This window comes from Pseudoalteromonas sp. SG44-17 (assembly GCF_014164235.1).
GTDB lineage: Bacteria > Pseudomonadota > Gammaproteobacteria > Enterobacterales > Alteromonadaceae > Pseudoalteromonas > Pseudoalteromonas rhizosphaerae.
The window spans coordinates 12,108-32,368 of sequence record NZ_JACJEV010000021.1 but is presented as its reverse complement, the minus strand read 5'-3'; the positions used below and the strand labels follow the sequence as shown (position 1 = coordinate 32,368).

Below are 20,261 nucleotides of genomic sequence, written 5' to 3'. Positions count from 1 at the left end.
CGTACTTAAAACCGATATTCCCAGCTGGTTTTTAATGCGCTGTTGGTATCAGACTCGTTAGCAAGTTCGTCTTTATACACTGAGCCGCTGATCTTCCATAAACCACTAAAAATAGCCTGCTGATAACCAAGCTCTAATTGTAAGCGTTCAAACGTTTCAGCGACTTGAGTCAAGTCGGTGATGTCAGTTTTAAACCAACGTAACTTCGCATAGCCGCCATAACCGTTCATAGTATGATAATGCGCACCTAATACTGCTGATTTACTTTGCTGTGGTGTTGCAGAGCCAATTAAGCGGTCTTTATGATTATAGGCTTGGGCATAGTTAGTAAAGCTTTCATTAGCCTCATTACAGCTAAGTTGGGCCGTACAATCTTGTTGGGTATTTGAATATTCAAAATAGGTTTTTAATAACTGTTTTTGATCACCAAAAAAACTCTCTACACCAAGGGTATAAAAAGGATCACTGGGCGCAATACCACTGTCATTTTTACCCATTAGCTCAGTATAAAAAGCAATCGGTTGATTGGCGATGCTGGTTGAGTACTTAGCATCTAAACTGGTTAAGCGTTGCTTAGTTGTTATCAGTTCGAGCGAATTGGGGGCTATTTCTGTGCTGGTTAAATAATCAGAGCCCGCTGAGCTAAATGCAATCTCAAGCCCCGCAAGTGGTGTGCTGGCAAAGCGCATAGCCCAGTAGTCGCCTTTTTCACCATTACTTAAATGCGGTTTTTGTTTCGCGTAAATCCCGGTTAACTGCCAATTACCAATAAAGGAGAGCCAGCTTGGACCTACATATTGGGTGTTAGCGCGGTTTATCCGTAGCCCTTTCATTGGTGCTGCATTATTTGATAGCAGTAGTGCGTTATCGTTACTGGGTCCCCACCAATGGCTTACTTGCTCTGCACTGACAGACCAGCCGCCGATTAATACTGCTAAATAACTGCCGTGATAATTTGTGTATTCATCATCTAGTGCCTCATCAGCGTAATTAACACTGACTTTGGCGCTAACACGGTCGCCAGTGATAGAGCCATAGCTATTTATACCACTTTTTTGTTGATCGCGCTTACCAAAGCTTTGTTCCAAAGCTGGCTCACTATTGTAGTTAAGCCTGACACCAGAGCTACTGCCTTGTTTAGCTCTATCTAAGGCATGTTTTACGTGTTGATAAGCAAATTGACTCTGTGTTGATAAACTGCTGCTTTCAATTGTACTTAAATCTCTGGCAATACCTTGCCACATTAGGGGATAACTATTGATCGGTTGTTTAATCACACCTTGGTTAAAGAGCATTTCAATTGAAGCGCGTAATAAAGGGTCGTCACTTTCAATCCAAGGTGTTGCAAACGCCGGTGTAGCAATGGCAATTAAGGCGCTTAAATAGATATTTAACTTCATCCGTGTAACTTTTCCTGCAATGCTTTTACTACAATAGGGTGTACAAACTCACTGACATCGCCTTTATGACGGGCGACTTCTTTAACGAGGGTTGAAGAGATAAATGAGTTTTTTTCAGCTGGGGTTAAAAAAACACTCTCTAAATCAGGATTTAAACGACGATTCATATTGGCAAGCTGAAACTCATAATCAAAGTCAGACACAGCACGAATACCGCGGATCAACACATTCGCACTATGATCGCGTGCTAAATCAGCTAATAATCCAGAAAAGCCAATAACACTGACGTTATCTAAATGAGTGAGTAAACTATTGGCAATTGCTACCCGCTCATCAAGGCTAAAGCAGGGTTTTTTACTAGGGTTGTGAGCAACTGCAACAATTACAGTATCAAACATTTTAGCTGCCCGCTGGATCAGATCTGTGTGTCCATTGGTTAATGGATCAAAGGTACCAGGGTAAATTGCGGTGACTTTCATAAATATCATCTTAGTGTTATTTTGAGGGTTATATTAACAGTCTTTGTTGTCCAGATCAGCCTGCAAATTGCGACTGCATATTTTCATTTGTAAATGAGTTTATTTCAATAAGAAACAATAACTACGAATTATGGATTAGAAATTTTCAAGGTAGTATTTTATTGGATTATATTTGTATATACTGCGCGGCTAATAATACTGAGTGAATTATGGTCATTTACTCTAATAAAAATAATCAGAGTCGCAGGATATGAGTACCAAGGATAAAATAATTACAACTAGCATAATGCTATTTAACCAACATGGCGAGCGCGCGATAACAACCAATCATATCGCTTCTCACATGGGCATCAGTCCCGGTAATCTTTATTATCACTTTAAAAATAAAGAAGACATTATTCGCCATATTTTTGCATTATATAGTAAGCATTTGCACACTCAGTTTGTGCCAATGGATAAGCAGGATGAAGCACTGACACACTTAACTGGGTATCTTGATGCTTTGTTTGAGTTGATGTGGCGTTTTCATTTTTTCTATGACAATTTGGGTGATATTTTATCTCGCGACGAAGTACTGAAAAAAGACTATATTGAGTTCCAAGCAGCTTTGTTAAGCCAAGTGCGCGAAATTGTAATTGGCCTGCGTGAAGTTGGTATGATCGCAATTGACGATGAAGATGCTGTTGAGCTTGCTCACATGCTAAAAATTACTGTCAGTTTTTGGACTCCTTACATTAAAGCTAGACGGTTAAGCGGTGAGTTAATTCAGCAAGATATTTATAATGGTATCTTAAAAGTGTTAGCACTTTTTAAAGCATTTGGTACAGAGCAAAGCATCCCAAAAATTAACTTGTTACGCGAAAAATACAGTAAATTAGCGGCACAGGCAGGTGCCGTTTAATTAAACGCAGCGGTTGTTTATTTCCTAGACGTTAGATTTTTTGTTATAATCCCGCGCCCAACACGTGGGTGCGTGAATCCTAAATATTGTCTAACGAGTAAACTATGCTTAAATTTATCGTCAAACTCCATCCTGAAATAGCCATTAAAAGCCGTTCTGTGCGAAAACGTTTTACTAAGTTGTTAGAGAACAACATTAAAATTGTATTACGCAAGCTTGACGAAAAAGTACAAGTACAAAATAACTGGGACAATATATCCGTCGTAACTAAATTAGATGACGCGCAAATGCGTATTGATTTTATCGATGGCTTACAACGGATCCCAGGTATCGTGCAGTTTATTGAAGTGACCGAAACTAACTACGAAAACCTGCACGATATTTACGAAAAAGCGCTAGATATGGTTGGTCACACTGTTGTTGGCAAAACATTCTGTGTGCGTTGTAAACGCCAAGGTAAGCATGATTTCACTTCTACCGATGTAGAGCGTTATGTTGGGGGTGGGTTAAATCAACACGTCGATGGCGCCAGCGTAAGACTGAAAAATCCTGAAGTAACTATTCGCCTTGAAATTAAAGATGATAAAGCTTACGTAGTAACGCACACCCATCATGGTATGGCCGGTTTCCCATTACCAACGCAAGAAGATGTCTTGTCGTTAATGTCAGGTGGATTTGACTCGGGCGTTGCTAGTTATCAAATGATCCGCAAAGGCGCTCGTACGCACTTTTTGTTCTTCAATTTAGGCGGTGCGGCGCACGAGATTGGTGTTAAACAAGCCAGCTATTATATTTGGAAGCAGTTTAGCTCAACCCATAAAGTTAAATTTATCAGTGTTGACTTTGACCCCGTTGTTGCCGAAATTTTAGAAAATGTTGAAAACAGTCAAATGGGTGTAGTTCTCAAACGTATGATGATGCGTGCAGGCAGCCAAATAGCTGAAAAAATGGGGATTCAAGCGCTTGTTACCGGTGAGAGTCTAGGCCAAGTTTCAAGTCAAACATTAGCCAACTTAAGTGTGATTGACCGTGTTACCGAAACGCTTATATTACGCCCGCTGATCCAACACGACAAACAAGAAATTATAAACATCGCTCGTAAAATCGGCACCGCAGAAATGGCCGAAACTATGCCGGAATACTGTGGTGTGATTTCTAAAAAGCCTACAGTTAAAGCTAAAATTGCCGTAGTAGAAGCTGAAGAGCAAAAGTTTGATTTTGATGTGCTCAATACTGTTATTGAAAACGCACGTATTATGGATATTCGTGACATTGACGTCGAAGCTAAACAAGAGCTAAAAGAGGCAGAGTCAGTTTCTGATTTACCAGCTGATGCAGTTGTTGTTGATATTCGCTCGCCGGAAGAAGAAGATGCAGCACCGCTTGAAATTGATGGGATAGAAGTTGTGCATTTGCCATTTTTCCGCTTAGCGACCAAATTTGCAGACCTACCGCAAGACAAAGACTACTACTTATATTGCACTAAAGGTGTAATGAGTCAGCTACAGGCGCTTATTTTACATGAAAATGGCTTTGCCAATGTTAAAGTTTATCGCCCGTAAGGTTGATAGTTATTAATAACAAGCGCGAGTTAAATCGCGCTTTTTTTATGTCTGATAGCATCGAGTAAAGATTGATTGTGAGGGGTATTAATACCTAGTTGATTACCTTTTTGGCAAATATAACCGCACATCGCGTCAATTTCTGTGATGCGATTATGGGCGACATCTTGATGCATTGATGAGTAATTGTTTTTGGTATCACTCATCACTTGATAGGCGTTCGCTAATGCTTCAGCAAGTCGCACATTAATACCTAGTTTATTTGCTACGGTACACGCTTCGTTTAAGATATTTAAAATTATGCCACTAAACTGTGGTGCAGTCAGTGCGCCATTTTTCAAATTGTGCAGCGCACTGAGTGGATTAATAGCAATATTAACGAGTAATTTTTCAAAGCGTAATTGTTGTATATTATTTGTGGTTGTTAATTCAGGAATAGCGTTTAGTAGATTTTTAACTTCAGCGAGTTGTGTTTTTGCTTGCTGGTTACAATCACCTAAAATGCTGCTCCCGATACCAGTATGCAACACACTAAAAGGTGTATCTTTGTAGCCCGCTAAACGTGTTGTTAAAAAGTATAGTCCTTGTTGTTTTGTAAGTTCGCTATTTATTTCATCTACATTACCCATGCCATTGTGAGATAAAATCAATTGGCATTGAGCGCTTAAAAAAGGCTTTAGTTGCCTAAATGCGGTGGCAACTTGATATGCTTTAACAGTAAAAATAACAACATCGACTTGGCCGTGCTCAGATAATTGAGTCAGGTTTGTCAGTTGGCAATTAATTGCTTGTTTTGGCGCGTTTGCTTGTTGATAAAAACGAGGTTCGTCAATAGCATGCTTGGTAAGTAGGGTAACCCTGTGCTGTTGACTCAAATAATGGCTATAGAGCAGCCCAATGGCACCATCGCCAACGACGAATATATTAGCCATTTTGATTCTTTTTAAAACGAGAATAAATACCGAACAACAAAAAGAAACTAGCAGCCCCAGAAAAGTCAGCAACAACATCAGCAACAGATGCGCTACGATAAGGGATTGTGCTTTGCATTAGCTCAATAGCGATGCCATAAAATGCTAATAACACGAGGTGAACGAATACAGGTAGCTTGAACGCTCTGACCATGACGGCTGCCAGAACAAAGAAAATAATAAAATGCACTAACTTATCTAGATGAGGCAGTGACGATACCCCAACGCCCCTAAAATCGCGGGCAAACAAAAAGGTAAATACCAGAATACTGATTAAAAATAGAGTTTGATAAACACGCCGAGTCACGAAAAATCCTAAATCGTTTAAAAATAGAACCGCAGTATATCAAACAAATTTCGTATCGCACCTGAACAAAGCATAGAAAAGTGTAAAGATTTATAAAATTTATATAGTATAATTATCGACAATATAAATTTGAATTAAAAATATCTTGTTAGGAGAGACTTATGCCTTCATTTGACATTGTTTCGGAAGTCGAAATGAACGAAGCAAAAAATGCTGTTGATAACGCCAACCGTGAGCTGGAAACTCGCTTTGACTTTAGAGGCGTTGATGCGTCAATAGAGCTTAATGATAAAACCATTAAACTAAAAGCAGAAGCTGATTCACAGGTTATGCAGTTGTTTGATATTTTAGCGAGCAAAATATCAAAACGCGGTATGGACGTATCAAGTTTAGAGCTGCAAGATATTTCACGTGCGGGAAAAAATGTTTACCGTAATGTTGCGCTAAAGCAAGGTATCGAAAAAGATATGGCTAAAAAAGTAGTTAAAGCCATTAAAGACTCTAAAGTGAAAGTACAAGCCGCGATCCAAGGCGAAGAAGTACGTGTAACGGGCAAAAAACGTGATGACCTACAAGAAGCCATGCAAGTAGTACGCAGTGCTGATTTAGGGCAACCATTTCAGTTTAAAAACTTTAGAGATTAGAAAGCTAGGAGCTAGGTTTCTAGGTGCTAGAAAAAGCCAAATTGCAGCAATGTAGTTTGGCTTTTTTAGTTTAGAACTTATGATTATTCCTAGAACCTAGAGTGTTTAGATGTATAGCCGTCCATTGACTTTTGTGCTTAAAATAATCACAATAGCGACCTATTTTCAAGGTGCTTGTGGTTACTTTTCAAGGTTGTTGATTAAGTAAAGCAAGATAATCGGGAAGTTGGTGGCGTTTATAGGATATAAACGAAGTCCAACACTGCCCCCGCAACGGTGATACATACTTTTAGCTAAATTTATTAGCAAGTTATGTTAAGTCCGGAGACCGGCCTTGAAGTCAATTTACTATCACTTGTGCGGTGGGCGCGGGTCAGGGGATATCATGTTAAACAAATCTACTCTATGCGTAGCAATTGCCGCTGCGTTGTCTTTTTCTGTGTCTGCAGAGCAATCAATAGAACGCCTGACGGTAACCGCTAATAAATTTGAACAATCAATTACTGATGTACTTGCCAGTGTAACTGTTATTGAGCGCAGTGATATTGAAACAAGTAATGTCCGTGATTTACCGAGTTTACTAGCAACCCAAGTTGGTTTTCAAATAAATTCCAATGGTGGCTTTGGGCAAAGTTCTGGCGTGTCACTTCGCGGTTCAAGCTCGCGACATACACTTATTTTGATTGATGGCGTACGTACGGGCTCTGCAACCCTTGGTTATAAATCAATTAGTAATATTCCTCTTAATTCAATAGAGCGCATTGAAATTGTTAAAGGCTCTCGTGCTGCAGTTTATGGGTCTGACGCGCTCGCTGGTGTGATCAATATTATTACTCGTACAAAGGAATCCGTCAGCCTAGATGCAACATTTGGTACTGATGCTTATCAAAATTATCAAGTTGCAGGTACAACGGTAGTTGATGCTGTTAAAGCGTCGTTTAATGCTGGGTTTGAAAAAACGGATGGCTTTGACGTATTGCAAGGCGTAGCATCGGATGAAGATGGTTATGAGAACAAAAATTTAGGATTTAATATTCGCTATGCAGATGAGCTGTTAGGTGAGCTTAAAGCGCTGGGTCAATACAGTGAAGGTAATGCACAATACGACAATGCTTTCTCGCCTATTGATAGTATCGTAGAAAATAATGAATTTGAAAATTATCAGCTAGGGCTGGATTGGGATAAATCCTTTACCGATCATAAGCACTCAATTAATGTTGCTATTGCAACCGACGATTCTGACAACAAAGGCTATGATTACACTGGTGCGATTATTACTAATAGTTATAAAACAAAACGTAAACAATTTGATTACCACGGCAGTTATAATGCAAGCCAAGTTTTAACCGTTAATGGCGGGCTTAATTGGTATAAAGATGAAATATTTACTAATGGTAAGGCTTATCTAGCGGATAGCAAAGTAGCTAAAGCTGCATTTCTTGGGGGCTATTTTGATGATAATAAATTCATTGCAAATTTAGCATTGCGTTTAGATGATGATGAGCAGTTTGGTAATGAAACAACTTACGCCGCAGCTGTTGGTTATCACTTAAATAAGCGTGCAACACTTCGATTGAGCCAAAGCACGGGATTTAAAGCGCCAACATTTAATGATCTTTATTTTCCTGACCCTTTATCTCCAGGTAATCCAAATTTAGCACCAGAGACATCAACTAACCAAGAGTTAGGTTTGAGTTTAGACTTTTCTCAGGAAAAGCTTGATATATCAATATTCAGAAATAATATTGAAAACCTAATTGCATGGGCACCTAATGCAGCTGGTAAATGGCAGCCAGAAAATATAAATGAAGCACGCCATGAGGGTGTTGAGTTTAGCTTTGCCAATACAGTACTTGGTTTTGATAATCAGTTTAATTTTACTTATTTAAATGCTGAAAATACCGAAACGGGTGTAGCACAAACTTATGTTTCACCACGTACTGTGAACTGGTCTGTTGCGAAGCAGTGGGGCGATTTTGATGCCGGTTTTGATATGCAGTACCGTAGTGATCGAAAAGGTAAAGTAACAGAGCTTAGTTCTTATACGTTATGGAACTTAACTGCAAATTATCAATTTAACAGTGCGCTTTCATTTTCTGCTCGTGTTGAAAACTTATTTGATAAGCAATACAACGCGGTTGACTCAAGTATGGATTATGCAACTGGCGAAGTGTTTTACTACAATACAGTTGACCGTCGCTTCTTTGTTGGCGCAAGTTACCAGCTCTGATCTCGTTCTAGCTTAAATAAAAAAGCCCGACACTTTTGTTTGTCGGGCTTTTTTATATTCAGATGAAAATGCTTATTTAGCACTTTGCTTAGTTTACTAAAAACTGTTTATAGTCTTTCTCAAACTTTTTCAGCTTAGGTGCTATCAATAAACTGCAATAGCGTTGCTCAGGGTTTTCGTTGTAGTAGTCTTGGTGATACTGCTCTGCTGGGTAGTAAGTGGTTGCAGGGCTAACTTCAGTGACGATATCTTCGCGTATTTGGCTTTGTAATTTTGCAATATATTGATTAGTTTGCGCTTGCTGCTCGCTATCATGATAATAAATCACACTTCGATATTGGGTGCCTATATCATTACCTTGGCGGTTTAGCTGAGTGGCATCATGCAGGGTAAAAAACATCGCCAGTAAGGTCTCATAGCTTATCTGGCTACTGTCAAACTTAATCTGTACAACCTCTGCGTGGCCGGTGAGGCCAGTGCAAATTTGTTTATACGTAGGCTCAGTTGTTTCGCCGCCAGTATAGCCAGAGCTTACTTGTAAAACGCCTTTCACGCGCCTAAACGCGGCATCAATACACCAAAAGCAGCCACCACCAAATGTTGCAGTTTCATTTGTTATACTCATTTAGTTGTTCCTTAAAGCTGTTAAATTACACGGATTATCTAGCGTAACAGAAGAACGAGCAAGGAGGTTTATTATTTCATTTAATTACGGCAGGGAAGTGTGTTGAAGTGAAAAGTAGCGTTGCTATGGGTTTGCAACGCTACGATGAGATTAAAGCTCTTTTAGCGGCCTTTCAGCTTCTTGTTGGTTGAGCTTTTGTTGTAAAAACTCAGGAGACTGAGTATTGCGAGCCAGCGCATAGTACGCCGCAGGAACAACAAATAGCGTAAGTATGGTTGCGACAATAACACCAGTAAACACCACTACACCAATTACCATACGGCTCTCTGCACCAGGGCCTGAGGCTAGCACTAGTGGCACCGCACTCATTACCGTAGTCAAAGAGGTCATAATAATTGGTCGCAATCTTTGGGTTGCTGCTTGTAAAATAGCTTCACTAAACTCTACGCCTTTATCGCGCAATTGATTGGTAAATTCGACAATCAATATACCGTTCTTAGCACTAAGACCAATCAGCATTACAATGCCTATTTGGCTGTAAATGTTTATGGTTAGTCCTGCAACCCATAAACCAAACATTGCGCCCATCAAACCCAGTGGCACAGTGAGCATGATCACAAAGGGGTGCATAAAGCTTTCAAACTGAGCGGCTAAAACTAAGAAGGTAACAGTAAGCGCTAGAATGAAAACATACGTCATCGCTGAGGCACCTTCATAATATAATTGCGATTCACCTTTATAATCAATGGCGCCATCAATTTCGTTTTCTTCCATTGCCACTCTATTTAAAAAGTTAAGCGCTTCTTCAAGGGTATAACCATCGGCGAGGTTAGCGCTCAAAGTAATAGCACGCATTCGGTTGTAACGATTTAGCCTTGATGCAGTGGCTTCTTCTTTTAAGCTAATTAAGCTATCTAGAGGAACCAGTTCATCACTGCGTGATTTTAAGTAAATATTTGATATATCGGTAGGATCAGCAAAGTCAGCTTTAGTGCCTTTTAAGATCACATCGTACTCTTCACCACGGTCAATAAAGGTGGTAACACGGCGTTGGCCTAACATGGTTTCAAGGGTGCGGCCAACATCCGAAACTGAAATCCCTAAATCCGCCGCTTTGTTTTTATCGATACTGATCAAAAACTGCGGGAAGGTTTCTTTGTAGTCATGGTCAATACGCACCAGTCCTGGGTTTTTCTCTGCACGTTCAATGATCCGGTCTCGCCAATCAGCTAATTGTGCATAATCATTACCTTGCAGGACAAACTCAATGGGCCGTGATGAGCCACCGCCACCAATACCACGGCGCATAATAGCAAACGCGCGCACATCGGTGACTTCAGTCATTTTTGCACTGATCTCATCCATTACTTCCCAAGTTGAACGTTTACGTTCATCCCAGTCTGCCATACCAACAATTGCCACACCACCGCTGCCACCCCAGCCAGGAACGCGTACCAGCACTCGACTTAGTTCGCCCGCTTCGGAATAAGGCATTAAACGTTCTTCAATTTTTGCCATGTTGGCGGCGTTATTTTCATAACTTGCCCCTTCAGGGCCACTCATCATGATAAAGAAAGTACCACGGTCTTCTTTTGGCGTAAGTTCTGAAGGAATTTGTTGGAACAGTAAATAACTAACAAAACCAGCCAGCAGTAGGGTGATTGTTAAACCACCTGAACGCGTCATATTTGAGCGTAAAGAGTTTTTATAACTTTGCTCAATCTTACTAAAGATACGGTCCATCCATTGGCTGAATTTACTCTCTTTTGAGGATGGTTTAAGTACTAATGAACACAACGCTGGCGAGAGTGTTAATGCGGTAATGCTTGAGAAGAATACCGCGGCGCTGACGGCCATCGCAAACTCGGTAAATAATGCGCCGATACGGCCATCCATAAATACCAAGGGGACAAACACCGAGATCAGCACTAAGGTGGTGGCAATAATTGCAAAGCCAACCTCACGGGCGCCACGATAAGCGGCTAGTAGGGCAGGTTCGCCCAGTTCGATACGCCGGTGAATGTTTTCTAGCATTACAATCGCGTCATCAACAACCAAGCCAATTGCTAGCACCAGCGCCAGTAGTGTCAATAAGTTAATTGAGTAACCCATCGCCAATAAGAACATAAAGCTACCGACCAGCGCAACTGGGACTGTTACCGCTGGGATCAAGGTGGCGCGAATGTTCCCTAAAAATAAGAAGATAATTAATACCACCAAGGCCATAGAAATAGCCAAGGTTCTGTAAACCTCGTTAATTGATTCTTTAATGAATATTGACGAGTCGTAGCTGTCTTGAATAGTTGTGCCTTCTGGCAGGTTGCGTTTGATTTTTTCAAGTTCAGCACGGGCATTATCAACCACGGTAAGTGTATTCGCTTTAGCTTGTTTAACAATACCAAGGCCAACCATATTGCGGCCATTACCTCGGAATAAGCTTTCATCGTCAGCGGCTTCTAATTTTACATCAGCGACTTCACCAAGACGAACTAAGTAACCATCGTCGCCACGTTTAATTACTAGGTTTTGAAAATCACGCTGCTCTTTGTAACTACGCGCTGTTCGAACTGTAAAGTCACGGTCGATAGATTCTATCTCACCTGCAGGTAGCTCAACATTTTCAGTTCGTAGGGTGTTTTCTATGTCACTACTGGTTATGCCACGAGCAGCCATTGCTTGGCGGTTGAGCCAAATTTTCATGGCATATTTACGTTCACCACCAACACGTACATTGGAAACACCATCTACCACAGCTAAACGGTCGACAATAAAGCGCTGTGCATAATCAGACAGTTGCAATGAATCCATTGTGTCGCTATTGAGTAAAAACCATGCAATAGGGCTTTCATCACTGTTAGATTTAGATACTTCTGGCGGGCGTACTTGCTCAGGTAGACTATCAAGTGCGCGCGCTACACGTTCACGGACATCGTTTGATGCGGCATCAATATCACGGCTGATATTAAACTCAATGGTAATATTTGAGCGGCCATTTCTACTTGATGAATTAATGCTTTTAATGCCTTCAATACCGGAAATACGGTTTTCCAGCACTTGGGTAATTTTTGTTTCAATGATCTCGGCTGACGCTCCCGTATATTCAGTGCTTACACTGACTATGGGTGATTCAATATCAGGATATTCGCGCAGCGGTAACATCGAAAAAGCCACTAAGCCAAAGGTTAGTAACAGTAGGTTAATTACAATTGCAAAAACGGGACGTTTGACACTGGTATCAGTAATTTTCACAGTTTACCCCTTCACAGTAACTTTGCTGCCTGAGCGAATTTTAATAATTCCTTCAGTAACAATTTGTTGCCCATTACTAATACCTTCATCGATGGCAACCCAGCCATTGTGACGACCTGCAACGTGAACCTCTACTTTGGTTGCTATTCCGTCTTCAATTTGAAAAACATAATGTTTATCTTGTTGTGGGATCACCGCTTTCTCTGGCACCATCATCGCTTGATTCGAGCTAAGTTGTAACGCGGTCTTGAGCAACATGCCAGGGCGTAATAAACCACTTTTATTCGCGAAGCTTGCTGTGACTTCAACACTGCGGGTGATTGAATCAATCCGAGCACTAACGTGCGTTACTTTACCGGTGAAGGTTTTTTCAGGGTAAGCATCATTTTGGGTCATTACTTTCATGCCAACGTTTAATTGCGCAAGGTATTTTTCTGGGACTTTAAAATCGACTTTAATAATGCTTATATCATCTAAGCTTGTAATAATTGTGCTGTTATTTACATACGCACCTACTGAGATCTGACGCTTACCTAAAATACCTGAAAAAGGCGCGGTAATAGTCATTTCAGATAATTTTGTTTTGGCGTTTTCAAGCTGAGCTTCGGTTGCATCAACGCGAGAAAGTTGCTCTTCGAGTAATGACTTTGCAGTTGCTTGTGAGCGAGAAAGCTCTGTTAAGCGTTCAAGTTGACGTTTTTCTTCGCGTAAGTTGATTGCCAGCTCTTTAACAGTGAGCTCTTCTTGCTGCGATTGCAATTGTACGAGCTTTTGACCTTTACTGACTAAATCACCGTCTTTGAAATAAATGTCAGTTACGTAATCATTTTGTGCGCTTTGTATATAAATTGCTTGATTAGCGCGGGCACTGCCGATAGCCTCAATGAGGACAGCATTTTCTTCACTTGCAACAGTGTGAGCGGTTACTTGCGTTGCATTAGCTGTGAAGTCAGATTGCTCACCTTGGCTGCTTGGTAAATAAAGATAAACACATAGCCCCAAAAGTAGAGTAATAATAAATGGAAAGAGCGCTTTGCCAGATTGCTTTGCATACATTGTTAAAAAATACCGGAGAATTAATTGCCTCTAGTGTACAAAATTACAGCGTGAATTGGCGGCCGCGTATCTCATAAATCTGTCGGTTAGGCGTAAAAGTTCAGTTGTTTTTCATTTTGTTCCCATTTTATGTTGGTGTGTGAGAGAGTTATGAAGTTAACGAGCAAATGTCCGCGTTGTATGAAAATACGTAAATTGATAATTTGGGCTATAATTATGTACGCTTTTTATATTGTTTTTTATCGTTATGGTTAAACGCAAAAACGCTGTTTTGAAATTGCGTGCGCAAGGTGCGCGCAATGGTATCGAAACTCTCACTGTCGGTGCGGTTGGGCTTTTATTTATAATGCTAGTTAATTTACTGCGGCCCGACGAAATTAGCATTTTCGAAATTTTCTTGGTGAGTTTATGTTTGGCTGCCATTTTTGTTGGGTTTTTAAAAACTCAAGAGCCATTTTACAGTTTAGTTATTACAGAAAAGGAGCTTACTTACCAGCATAAGTATGGCTGCTGGTGTGTTAAGCAAGAAAATCTAAATTACAGTGGTATTCCTAAAGTAGAACAAGAACTTGAGCAACTTGAGTTAAATGCTGTAGGTATCAAACTTAACGACACCGATGAATTTTTATTACAACTAGGACCAAGAATTGCAGGTAAATTATTGATCGAACAACGACATTTATTTATGCAAGTAATTCAAAAACATTGCAAAAATGGCAATTGCCCATCAGAATGGTTAGTTGAGGATAATCATTACACTTCTGTGAATGGTCGCAGTTTTAATGGCCTTATAGCCATGTTTGCTAATAGAATGCGACATCTACGACAATTAACAGGATATGATTTACTGTTACCAGCAAGTGTATTGGATAGAAGTATTTGGGATTTTAGCCACAGCTTAAATGCATGGCGGAATAACCCAGTAGTATTTATTGAATCTCAATTAGAGAGTAAGACGCCTGAAAATAGGCGTTAGTTAGTAGGATGAAGCGATGAGTCAAGATAGATCTTTTATTAAAAGTGGCAGAAATACCATAATCCATAAAGATAAAAAACTCGATTTAGTGATCGTGAATTCTGAAGTGCACCCAAAAATAAAGGTAACTCAACATGGTTTAGAACCATTCAAAGAAGAGTTGCCAAAAAACCGTCGTGAAGCTAAAGAACGCTATTTAGAAATGGTCTATGTTGGCAGTGTAGACGTATTTGGTGAAGAGAAGCGTTTACTGTTTATTCAGGCGTTAGATGGCCGTGAGTATAAGATAGATTATAGTAAAATAGGCACAAAGTTATTTGTCCGTATTCACCAAGATAGCTATTTATAACATCCTCTCTTTTGTATCTGGCATTGTTGTTGCTTAATTTATTGATTGGCGTGGCTATTAACATTAAGGCTATGTAATTTCAGTTTTAAATGAGGAATCAGTGCATGAAATCCCCCTTGATAGTTTTACCGTTATTAGCTGTATTGACAGCATGCGGTGGCGGCGGAGGCGGCAACGATAATCCCGTGGTTGCAGCATCCGTTTTTGCTGGCGATGATCAGCGCATTATTGAAAAAAGTGAATTTACTATTGAAGCCAAAGGTTCGCCTGTTGATGGTACTTTTACGTGGCAGCGAGTAAGTGGACCAATTATTGACAGTTTCCCCCTTGATGGTGCACTACAAACAATTACCGCCCCCGATATTAAAGCAAACAGCGAATTATTATTGCGTGTTAGTTATCAAACCACAGATGGTCAATTAGTAAGTGATGACTTACTGATCGAAATTGAGTCAAATAATCAGCTTCCTCAGGTTATTGTTACTCAAACTTCACCCGAAACACTGCCTTCTGATTATAAAGATACAATTACCTTAAGTGGTGCCAGCTCAGTTGATCCGGATGAAAATGGCCAAATTAATAGCTATAACTGGCAACAAATTGCAGGACCAACGCTTGCTGTAGATAGTAATAGCAATGCAACAATTAGTTTCACTCATCCGTTACTTGATACCAACACGCAGATCACTTGGCTGTTAACAGTTGTCGATGATGAGGGGGGAGAAGCAAGCACGCAATATTCACATACCTTAAATAAAACCAGCGATGTGATTATTGCCAATGCTGGTATTGATCAGAGTGCTATTGAGCTGGAAAGAGTGACCTTAGATGCCACAGGTTCAGAAACAGTAACAGACACCTTTAAATGCTATTGGCAACAAATATCTGGCAATGCAATACTTGATAATCAGCAACAATGCATTACCTCTTTTACTGCACCAGCGACCGAAGCGGTTAACACGCATACCTTTGAAGTAACCGTGACTGATAGCAAAGGGCGCACAGATACAGACACCGTCAATATCGTGGTTAAATCAAAACCGCTTGGTTTGCTCAATGATACCGGTATGGATAAATGTTACAACAACACCCAAGAAATAGCCTGTACGAGCCCTGACTTTCCTCGCCAAGATGCTGTTTTGGGTCGTGACAGCGTCGCAACTACACATATAGAAAAAGTCGGTAAAGGTGAATTGGCTTTTGATTTTACTAAATTAAATGAGTTCGCAGATGAACTGAGTGATTCTGCAAGCAACTTTAGTTGTATTCGCGATAACGTAACGGGTTTGATTTGGGAAGTAAAAAGCCCTAATACAGGCACTTTGCCAAATACGGCGTTGCGTGAAGGTCAAAATCACTACACATGGTATTTAAATAGTGGCGATGGCGTACAAACGGGGAGTGTACAAGGGACACCGAATAGTACTTGCCCAAGTAGTAGTAACTGTAATTTGCAGGTGTATATTAATGCCGTCAATACACTCGATTATTGTGGTGGTACCAACTGGCGAGTGCCTACTTACACAGAGTTATTAACGCTACTTAATTATGGCAAGCATGGACAATCAATATTGCTTGATGAGAATTATTTTCCTAATACGCCTAATAGCAACTTATTAGAGGATGGACTAATTTATTGGACCTCACAAACTTCGGCCGATGGTACCAGTTTATCGCAAGCGTATGTTTTTGATATGAGTAACGGCAATGATCTGGCTTATCCAAAAGGTAATACCGCCTTTGTGCGCTTGGTTAGAACTGCAGGAGCATCGCAATGAAATCATTATTAGTTGGCTTACTGCTACTTAGTCCTGCCGTGATGGCTGTGCAGACTTGCTACACTGGTGTGACCGAAACAACACCCGCAACCCGTTTTACAGTTAGTGTTGATGGCACCGTTAGCGACAGTGTAACCGGGCTAATGTGGCAAACCTGTAGTTATGGACAAGGTTATGATGTTGCCACCAACAGCTGTATTAATAGTGCTGTAAAAGTAAATTGGCAAGAGGCGCTAAGAGCCGCTGTGAATGACCGAACAGGTGCATATACAGATTGGCAACTACCTAATAATAAAGAGCTTGCTAGTATTTTAGAGCACAGCTGTGTTACCCCAAGTATTAATCAGTCTGTATTTTTAGGTAATAAAAGTGAAAACTATTGGACAAATACTTCAGGTATTGCCGATAAAACTTCAGCTTGGGTATACACCTTTGACAGAGGCCTTAACAGTTTGCACGATAAAACCTCATTTGTGTACCTACGTCTAGTACGTTATGAAAAGTAGCTAGCTTAGTTAATTGAAATACTGCTGCAATATCTCTAACCGCGCTTGTTCTAGCGCGGTTTTTATTGCTGCGCCCTTAATGCCTTGCGTAATAAATTGCTGCGGGTTAATTGCTTTAGCTGCTTTGGTTGCTGTTAATAATTTTTGATTAGCCAGTGATGCTGCTTGGTTAATCTCAACGGCTTTAAGAACTGCCTCGAACCGTTCAGGGCGGCGCCATAAATCGAGTTGATTGCAGCAACGGAGTAGTTGCTGTGCGGTGATTGTTTGGCTACTTAAGGTTGCTTGGTGGGCATTAAGTTGTAATGCCAAATCGCGTACGTCATTTGGTAAACGAATAGTTTGACTGAGAATTTTAATCTCTTCTTGCGTCAATGATGCAGTGGCTTGTGCAAACAATAATGCCTGATCGGTTATATTTTGGCTTTGTGCGTAAGCGTAACGGTTTTTTAGTTGTTGATATAACTCATCGCTCCAGTTACCTGCTAAGGCAGGGCTGATTGCACTAAGCGCGCCTAACTGCGCTAAAATATTCAAAAACTCAGCAAATGCGCCATCCGTTAATGATTTTTCACATTCTAGCCAAATGCGTTCTGCGGTGAGTGTTTGTAACTCACCTTGGTTGATCATCTGTGTTAGCAATTGCTGGGTTTCTTCGGCAATCGTAAAACCAAGATAATGATAACGAGCTGCAAAACGGGCAACGCGTAATATACGTAGTGGATCTTCGCTAAATGCGTCAGATACATGGCGCAAAATGCGGTTGTCTAAATCTTGCTTGCCGCCATAAGGATCAATTAAGTTGCCATCTTGTGCTTTTGCAATAGCGTTAACGGTTAAATCGCGGCGGCGTAAGTCGTCTTCTAAGGTAACATCTGCTGAAAACTCGCAGACAAAGCCCGTGTAACCTTGGCCTTGTTTTCGCTCGGTACGAGCTAGTGCGTATTCTTCTTTAGTTTTTGGGTGTAAAAAAACGGGAAAGTCTTTACCAACTTGTTGATAGCCTTGTTTGATCAGTTGCTCAGGAGTTGCACCGACCACCACATAATCGCGTTCTTTGATGATTCGCCCTAATAGCTCATCACGAACTGCTCCACCGACCAAATAAACTTGCATAATTTCCCCTGAATATTAACTGTGCAAACTATTTTACGTTATTTAGCTAATAAAACGCTAACAAGGTTTTCACTTACGCTGTTTTTTTGCCATTATAGGCCGTGATTTAATCAGTAAGGAAATTTAGGGTGTATTTAAGCTATTTTGGCTTGTCAGAGAAACCGTTTTCAATCGCGCCAAATCCACAGTACTTATTTTTAAGCGAACGCCATAAAGAAGCGTTGGCGCATTTAACTTATGGCTTAGGTGAAGCCGGTGGGTTTGTATTGTTAACCGGTGAGGTGGGAACAGGGAAAACGACCTTAACCCGCAGTTTGCAAGAGCAGTTACCTGAAAACACACAAGTGGCGTTGATCCATAATCCAGCACTGTCACAATTGGAACTGTTAGCGAGTATTTGCGATGAATTTCATATTGTTTATGACGAGCAAAATGCGACGTTAAAAACCTTAACTGATGCAATTAAAAAGCATCTTGAAGCAAATCATCAAGCTGGTGGCCACACTATTTTGATTATTGATGAAGCTCAGCTTTTAGCCCCTGACGTACTAGAACAGCTTCGTTTATTAACTAACATAGAAACAAATCATAAAAAATTACTACAAATAGTATTGGTTGGTCAGCCAGAATTACAGGCTTTATTAAAGCGTAATGAGTTGCGTCAGTTAGCGCAGCGGATCACTGCTCGTTATCATTTACTACCGTTAACTGAAGGACAAACTTTTGCTTACGTTAAACATCGTTTGTATGTTGCAGGTTGTGATCGGGGACTATTCTCAAATGATGCGTTAAAAACGATTCACTTAGTTACTGCAGGTATTCCGCGTTTAGTAAATTTATTATGTGAACGCTGTTTAATGGGAGCTTTTTCTAAGCAGCTAACGATGATTGATAGTGATATAGTAATGCGCTCAGCACAAGAAGCGTTACCGCCGAGTGCATTAAGTTCCGTTAGCATAGAGCAGCAGTCGTCGTTTAATTGGCTCTATCCGTTGGCATTTTTAACTGTGCTCAGTCTGGGTATTGGTTTGTCGTTCATTCTTTAATTAATGGTCATATATGTCGTATTTATTAGATGCCTTAAAACAATCAGAACAACATGATGAAGCGTCAGCACATGACAGAAACGCTGAGCAATTAAAACAGCAGCAAGAACTACAGCGTTATCGTTTTATTGCGATTTCGCTTGGCTTGTTGGTTGCTTTTTTACTGACCTTGATGGCAGGGTTTTCAATTGGTAAATGGTTACAAAAAAATCATTTAAATACCCCTGAACAAATGGTAACGAGTGTTCAGGATCAATCAGTGGAGCCTGCTGATGACAAAACACCTGTGCCTGCCACAGTGAAACCTGAGCAATCGATACCTGTGCAAACGAATCCAGTACAAACTAGCCCAGCGCAAGTTGCTAGCACGGAGCCGATGTCTCAGCCGCAATTTGTTCAACCTCAGCAATACCAACAAGCAACAGGGCAATATCAGTGGGTGCAAGTGCCAGTAAATACTGCACCAACTTATCCGCAAGGTCAGCCAATACTGGTGCAAACACCTAATGGTTATCAGCAAGTATATGCAGCGCCTCAGCAGCAATATAATCCTAATGCAGTGCAAATGCAGCCAATGATTAACAATAGCGCTAGCAATATCGATATGAGTAAATACAAAGTATTGGGGAAGCCTCTTGGCGAACCGACTAGTGAGAAATCAAAGCCGGTTGCAACGGTAAGCGATGAAGAACTTGAAACTGTGCCAACGGCGCTTAAAAATGCCTTTGCTCGCGCTATCGAAGATACTCAAAGCACCCAATCTCATCAAGTAACGCAAGGCACTAAAAATTCATCTTATGCTGAGCCGATTGAGTTACTACCTGATGCTTTGTTGGCATTGATGCCAGAAATTAAATACCAAGCGCATATTTACTCATCATCACCTGATAAACGTTGGGTTAAGCTCAATAATCGGGAGTTGTATGAGGGGGATAGCATTGGGGACTTAAGAGTATTAGAGATCACTCCAGAGCAAACGGTGCTGAGCTTTGATGATTATGAATTTAGCTTAAAAGCGCTGCAAGATTGGCCCGAGTGAAGATTAGATAGCTACTTCGCGCAGGCC

General features: G+C 40.6%; 18 protein-coding genes and 1 riboswitch. Of the genes, 10 read left to right on the top strand and 8 right to left on the bottom strand.

The window, feature by feature from the left end:
* Positions 1-5: 5 nt before the first annotated feature.
* Both H5182_RS14815 and coaD read right to left on the bottom strand, forming a co-directional pair.
* Entirely contained in the window at positions 6-1,400 is a 1,395-nt protein-coding gene (locus tag H5182_RS14815) for a capsule assembly Wzi family protein (RefSeq protein ID WP_182760244.1), read from the bottom strand.
* Positions 1,397-1,879 carry a pantetheine-phosphate adenylyltransferase gene (coaD, locus tag H5182_RS14810; RefSeq protein WP_145235133.1) on the bottom strand — a complete coding sequence of 161 codons (483 nt, stop codon included), beginning with the start codon at positions 1,877-1,879 and terminating at the stop codon, positions 1,397-1,399. The genes H5182_RS14815 and coaD overlap by 4 nt, the downstream gene beginning before the upstream one ends.
* Before the next feature lie 250 nt (positions 1,880-2,129).
* Here coaD and H5182_RS14805 point away from each other — a divergent pair, with 250 nt between their 5' ends.
* Entirely contained in the window at positions 2,130-2,780 is a 651-nt protein-coding gene (locus H5182_RS14805) for a TetR/AcrR family transcriptional regulator (protein ID WP_182731760.1), read from the top strand.
* Positions 2,781-2,884: 104 nt separating this feature from the next.
* Positions 2,885-4,342, top strand: coding sequence for a tRNA uracil 4-sulfurtransferase ThiI (thiI, locus tag H5182_RS14800; RefSeq protein WP_182760243.1), 1,458 nt, complete (start codon positions 2,885-2,887; stop codon positions 4,340-4,342).
* A gap of 29 nt (positions 4,343-4,371) precedes the next feature.
* On the opposite strand, the gene H5182_RS14795 is transcribed toward thiI, so the two are convergent.
* Positions 4,372-5,274: a ketopantoate reductase family protein gene (locus H5182_RS14795; RefSeq protein ID WP_182760242.1), complete on the bottom strand. Its 903-nt coding sequence runs from the start codon at positions 5,272-5,274 to the stop codon at positions 4,372-4,374.
* Complete coding sequence (locus tag H5182_RS14790) at positions 5,267-5,620, bottom strand: VanZ family protein (protein WP_145235143.1); 354 nt, start codon at positions 5,618-5,620, stop codon at positions 5,267-5,269. The genes H5182_RS14795 and H5182_RS14790 overlap by 8 nt, the downstream gene beginning before the upstream one ends.
* 161 nt (positions 5,621-5,781) lie before the next feature.
* On the opposite strand from H5182_RS14790, the gene H5182_RS14785 reads away from it, so the two are divergent.
* Positions 5,782-6,264, top strand: coding sequence for a YajQ family cyclic di-GMP-binding protein (locus tag H5182_RS14785; protein ID WP_145235145.1), 483 nt, complete (start codon positions 5,782-5,784; stop codon positions 6,262-6,264).
* Positions 6,265-6,437: 173 nt separating this feature from the next.
* Positions 6,438-6,616, top strand: a riboswitch (cobalamin riboswitch).
* Positions 6,617-6,649: 33 nt separating this feature from the next.
* Entirely contained in the window at positions 6,650-8,494 is a 1,845-nt protein-coding gene (locus H5182_RS14780) for a TonB-dependent receptor domain-containing protein (protein ID WP_182760241.1), read from the top strand.
* An 88-nt stretch (positions 8,495-8,582) separates the two neighbouring features.
* On the opposite strand, the gene msrA is transcribed toward H5182_RS14780, so the two are convergent.
* From msrA to H5182_RS14765, 3 genes are all read right to left on the bottom strand, one after another.
* Positions 8,583-9,119: a peptide-methionine (S)-S-oxide reductase MsrA gene (msrA, locus tag H5182_RS14775; RefSeq protein ID WP_182758410.1), complete on the bottom strand. Its 537-nt coding sequence runs from the start codon at positions 9,117-9,119 to the stop codon at positions 8,583-8,585.
* Positions 9,120-9,269: 150 nt separating this feature from the next.
* Positions 9,270-12,368 (bottom strand): efflux RND transporter permease subunit, encoded by a 3,099-nt coding sequence (locus H5182_RS14770; protein ID WP_182760240.1) that lies wholly within the window; start codon positions 12,366-12,368, stop codon positions 9,270-9,272.
* Between the two features lie 3 nt (positions 12,369-12,371).
* On the bottom strand, positions 12,372-13,424 hold the full coding sequence (locus H5182_RS14765; protein WP_182760239.1) for an efflux RND transporter periplasmic adaptor subunit: 1,053 nt from the start codon (positions 13,422-13,424) through the stop codon (positions 12,372-12,374).
* Between the two features lie 247 nt (positions 13,425-13,671).
* Between H5182_RS14765 and H5182_RS14760 the strand changes: the two genes are divergently transcribed.
* The 4 genes from H5182_RS14760 (at position 13,672) to H5182_RS14745 (ending at position 17,033) form a co-directional block, all read left to right on the top strand.
* Positions 13,672-14,400 (top strand): DUF2982 domain-containing protein, encoded by a 729-nt coding sequence (locus H5182_RS14760; protein WP_145235154.1) that lies wholly within the window; start codon positions 13,672-13,674, stop codon positions 14,398-14,400.
* Positions 14,401-14,416: 16 nt separating this feature from the next.
* On the top strand, positions 14,417-14,749 hold the full coding sequence (locus H5182_RS14755; protein WP_145235156.1) for a hypothetical protein: 333 nt from the start codon (positions 14,417-14,419) through the stop codon (positions 14,747-14,749).
* Between the two features lie 104 nt (positions 14,750-14,853).
* The gene (locus H5182_RS14750; RefSeq protein ID WP_182760238.1) at positions 14,854-16,527 is read left to right on the top strand and encodes a DUF1566 domain-containing protein; all 1,674 of its coding nucleotides are present in this window, start codon (positions 14,854-14,856) and stop codon (positions 16,525-16,527) included.
* On the top strand, positions 16,524-17,033 hold the full coding sequence (locus H5182_RS14745; RefSeq protein ID WP_182760237.1) for a DUF1566 domain-containing protein: 510 nt from the start codon (positions 16,524-16,526) through the stop codon (positions 17,031-17,033). The genes H5182_RS14750 and H5182_RS14745 overlap by 4 nt, the downstream gene beginning before the upstream one ends.
* A gap of 9 nt (positions 17,034-17,042) precedes the next feature.
* Here the strand turns inward: H5182_RS14745 and H5182_RS14740 are convergent, their stop codons facing one another.
* On the bottom strand, positions 17,043-18,149 hold the full coding sequence (locus H5182_RS14740) for a tRNA nucleotidyltransferase (protein ID WP_145235163.1): 1,107 nt from the start codon (positions 18,147-18,149) through the stop codon (positions 17,043-17,045).
* Between the two features lie 128 nt (positions 18,150-18,277).
* On the opposite strand from H5182_RS14740, the gene H5182_RS14735 reads away from it, so the two are divergent.
* Both H5182_RS14735 and H5182_RS14730 read left to right on the top strand, forming a co-directional pair.
* Positions 18,278-19,195 (top strand): ExeA family protein, encoded by a 918-nt coding sequence (locus H5182_RS14735; RefSeq protein ID WP_145235164.1) that lies wholly within the window; start codon positions 18,278-18,280, stop codon positions 19,193-19,195.
* Between the two features lie 13 nt (positions 19,196-19,208).
* Positions 19,209-20,234: a general secretion pathway protein GspB gene (locus tag H5182_RS14730; protein ID WP_182760236.1), complete on the top strand. Its 1,026-nt coding sequence runs from the start codon at positions 19,209-19,211 to the stop codon at positions 20,232-20,234.
* Positions 20,235-20,261: the final 27 nt, after the last annotated feature.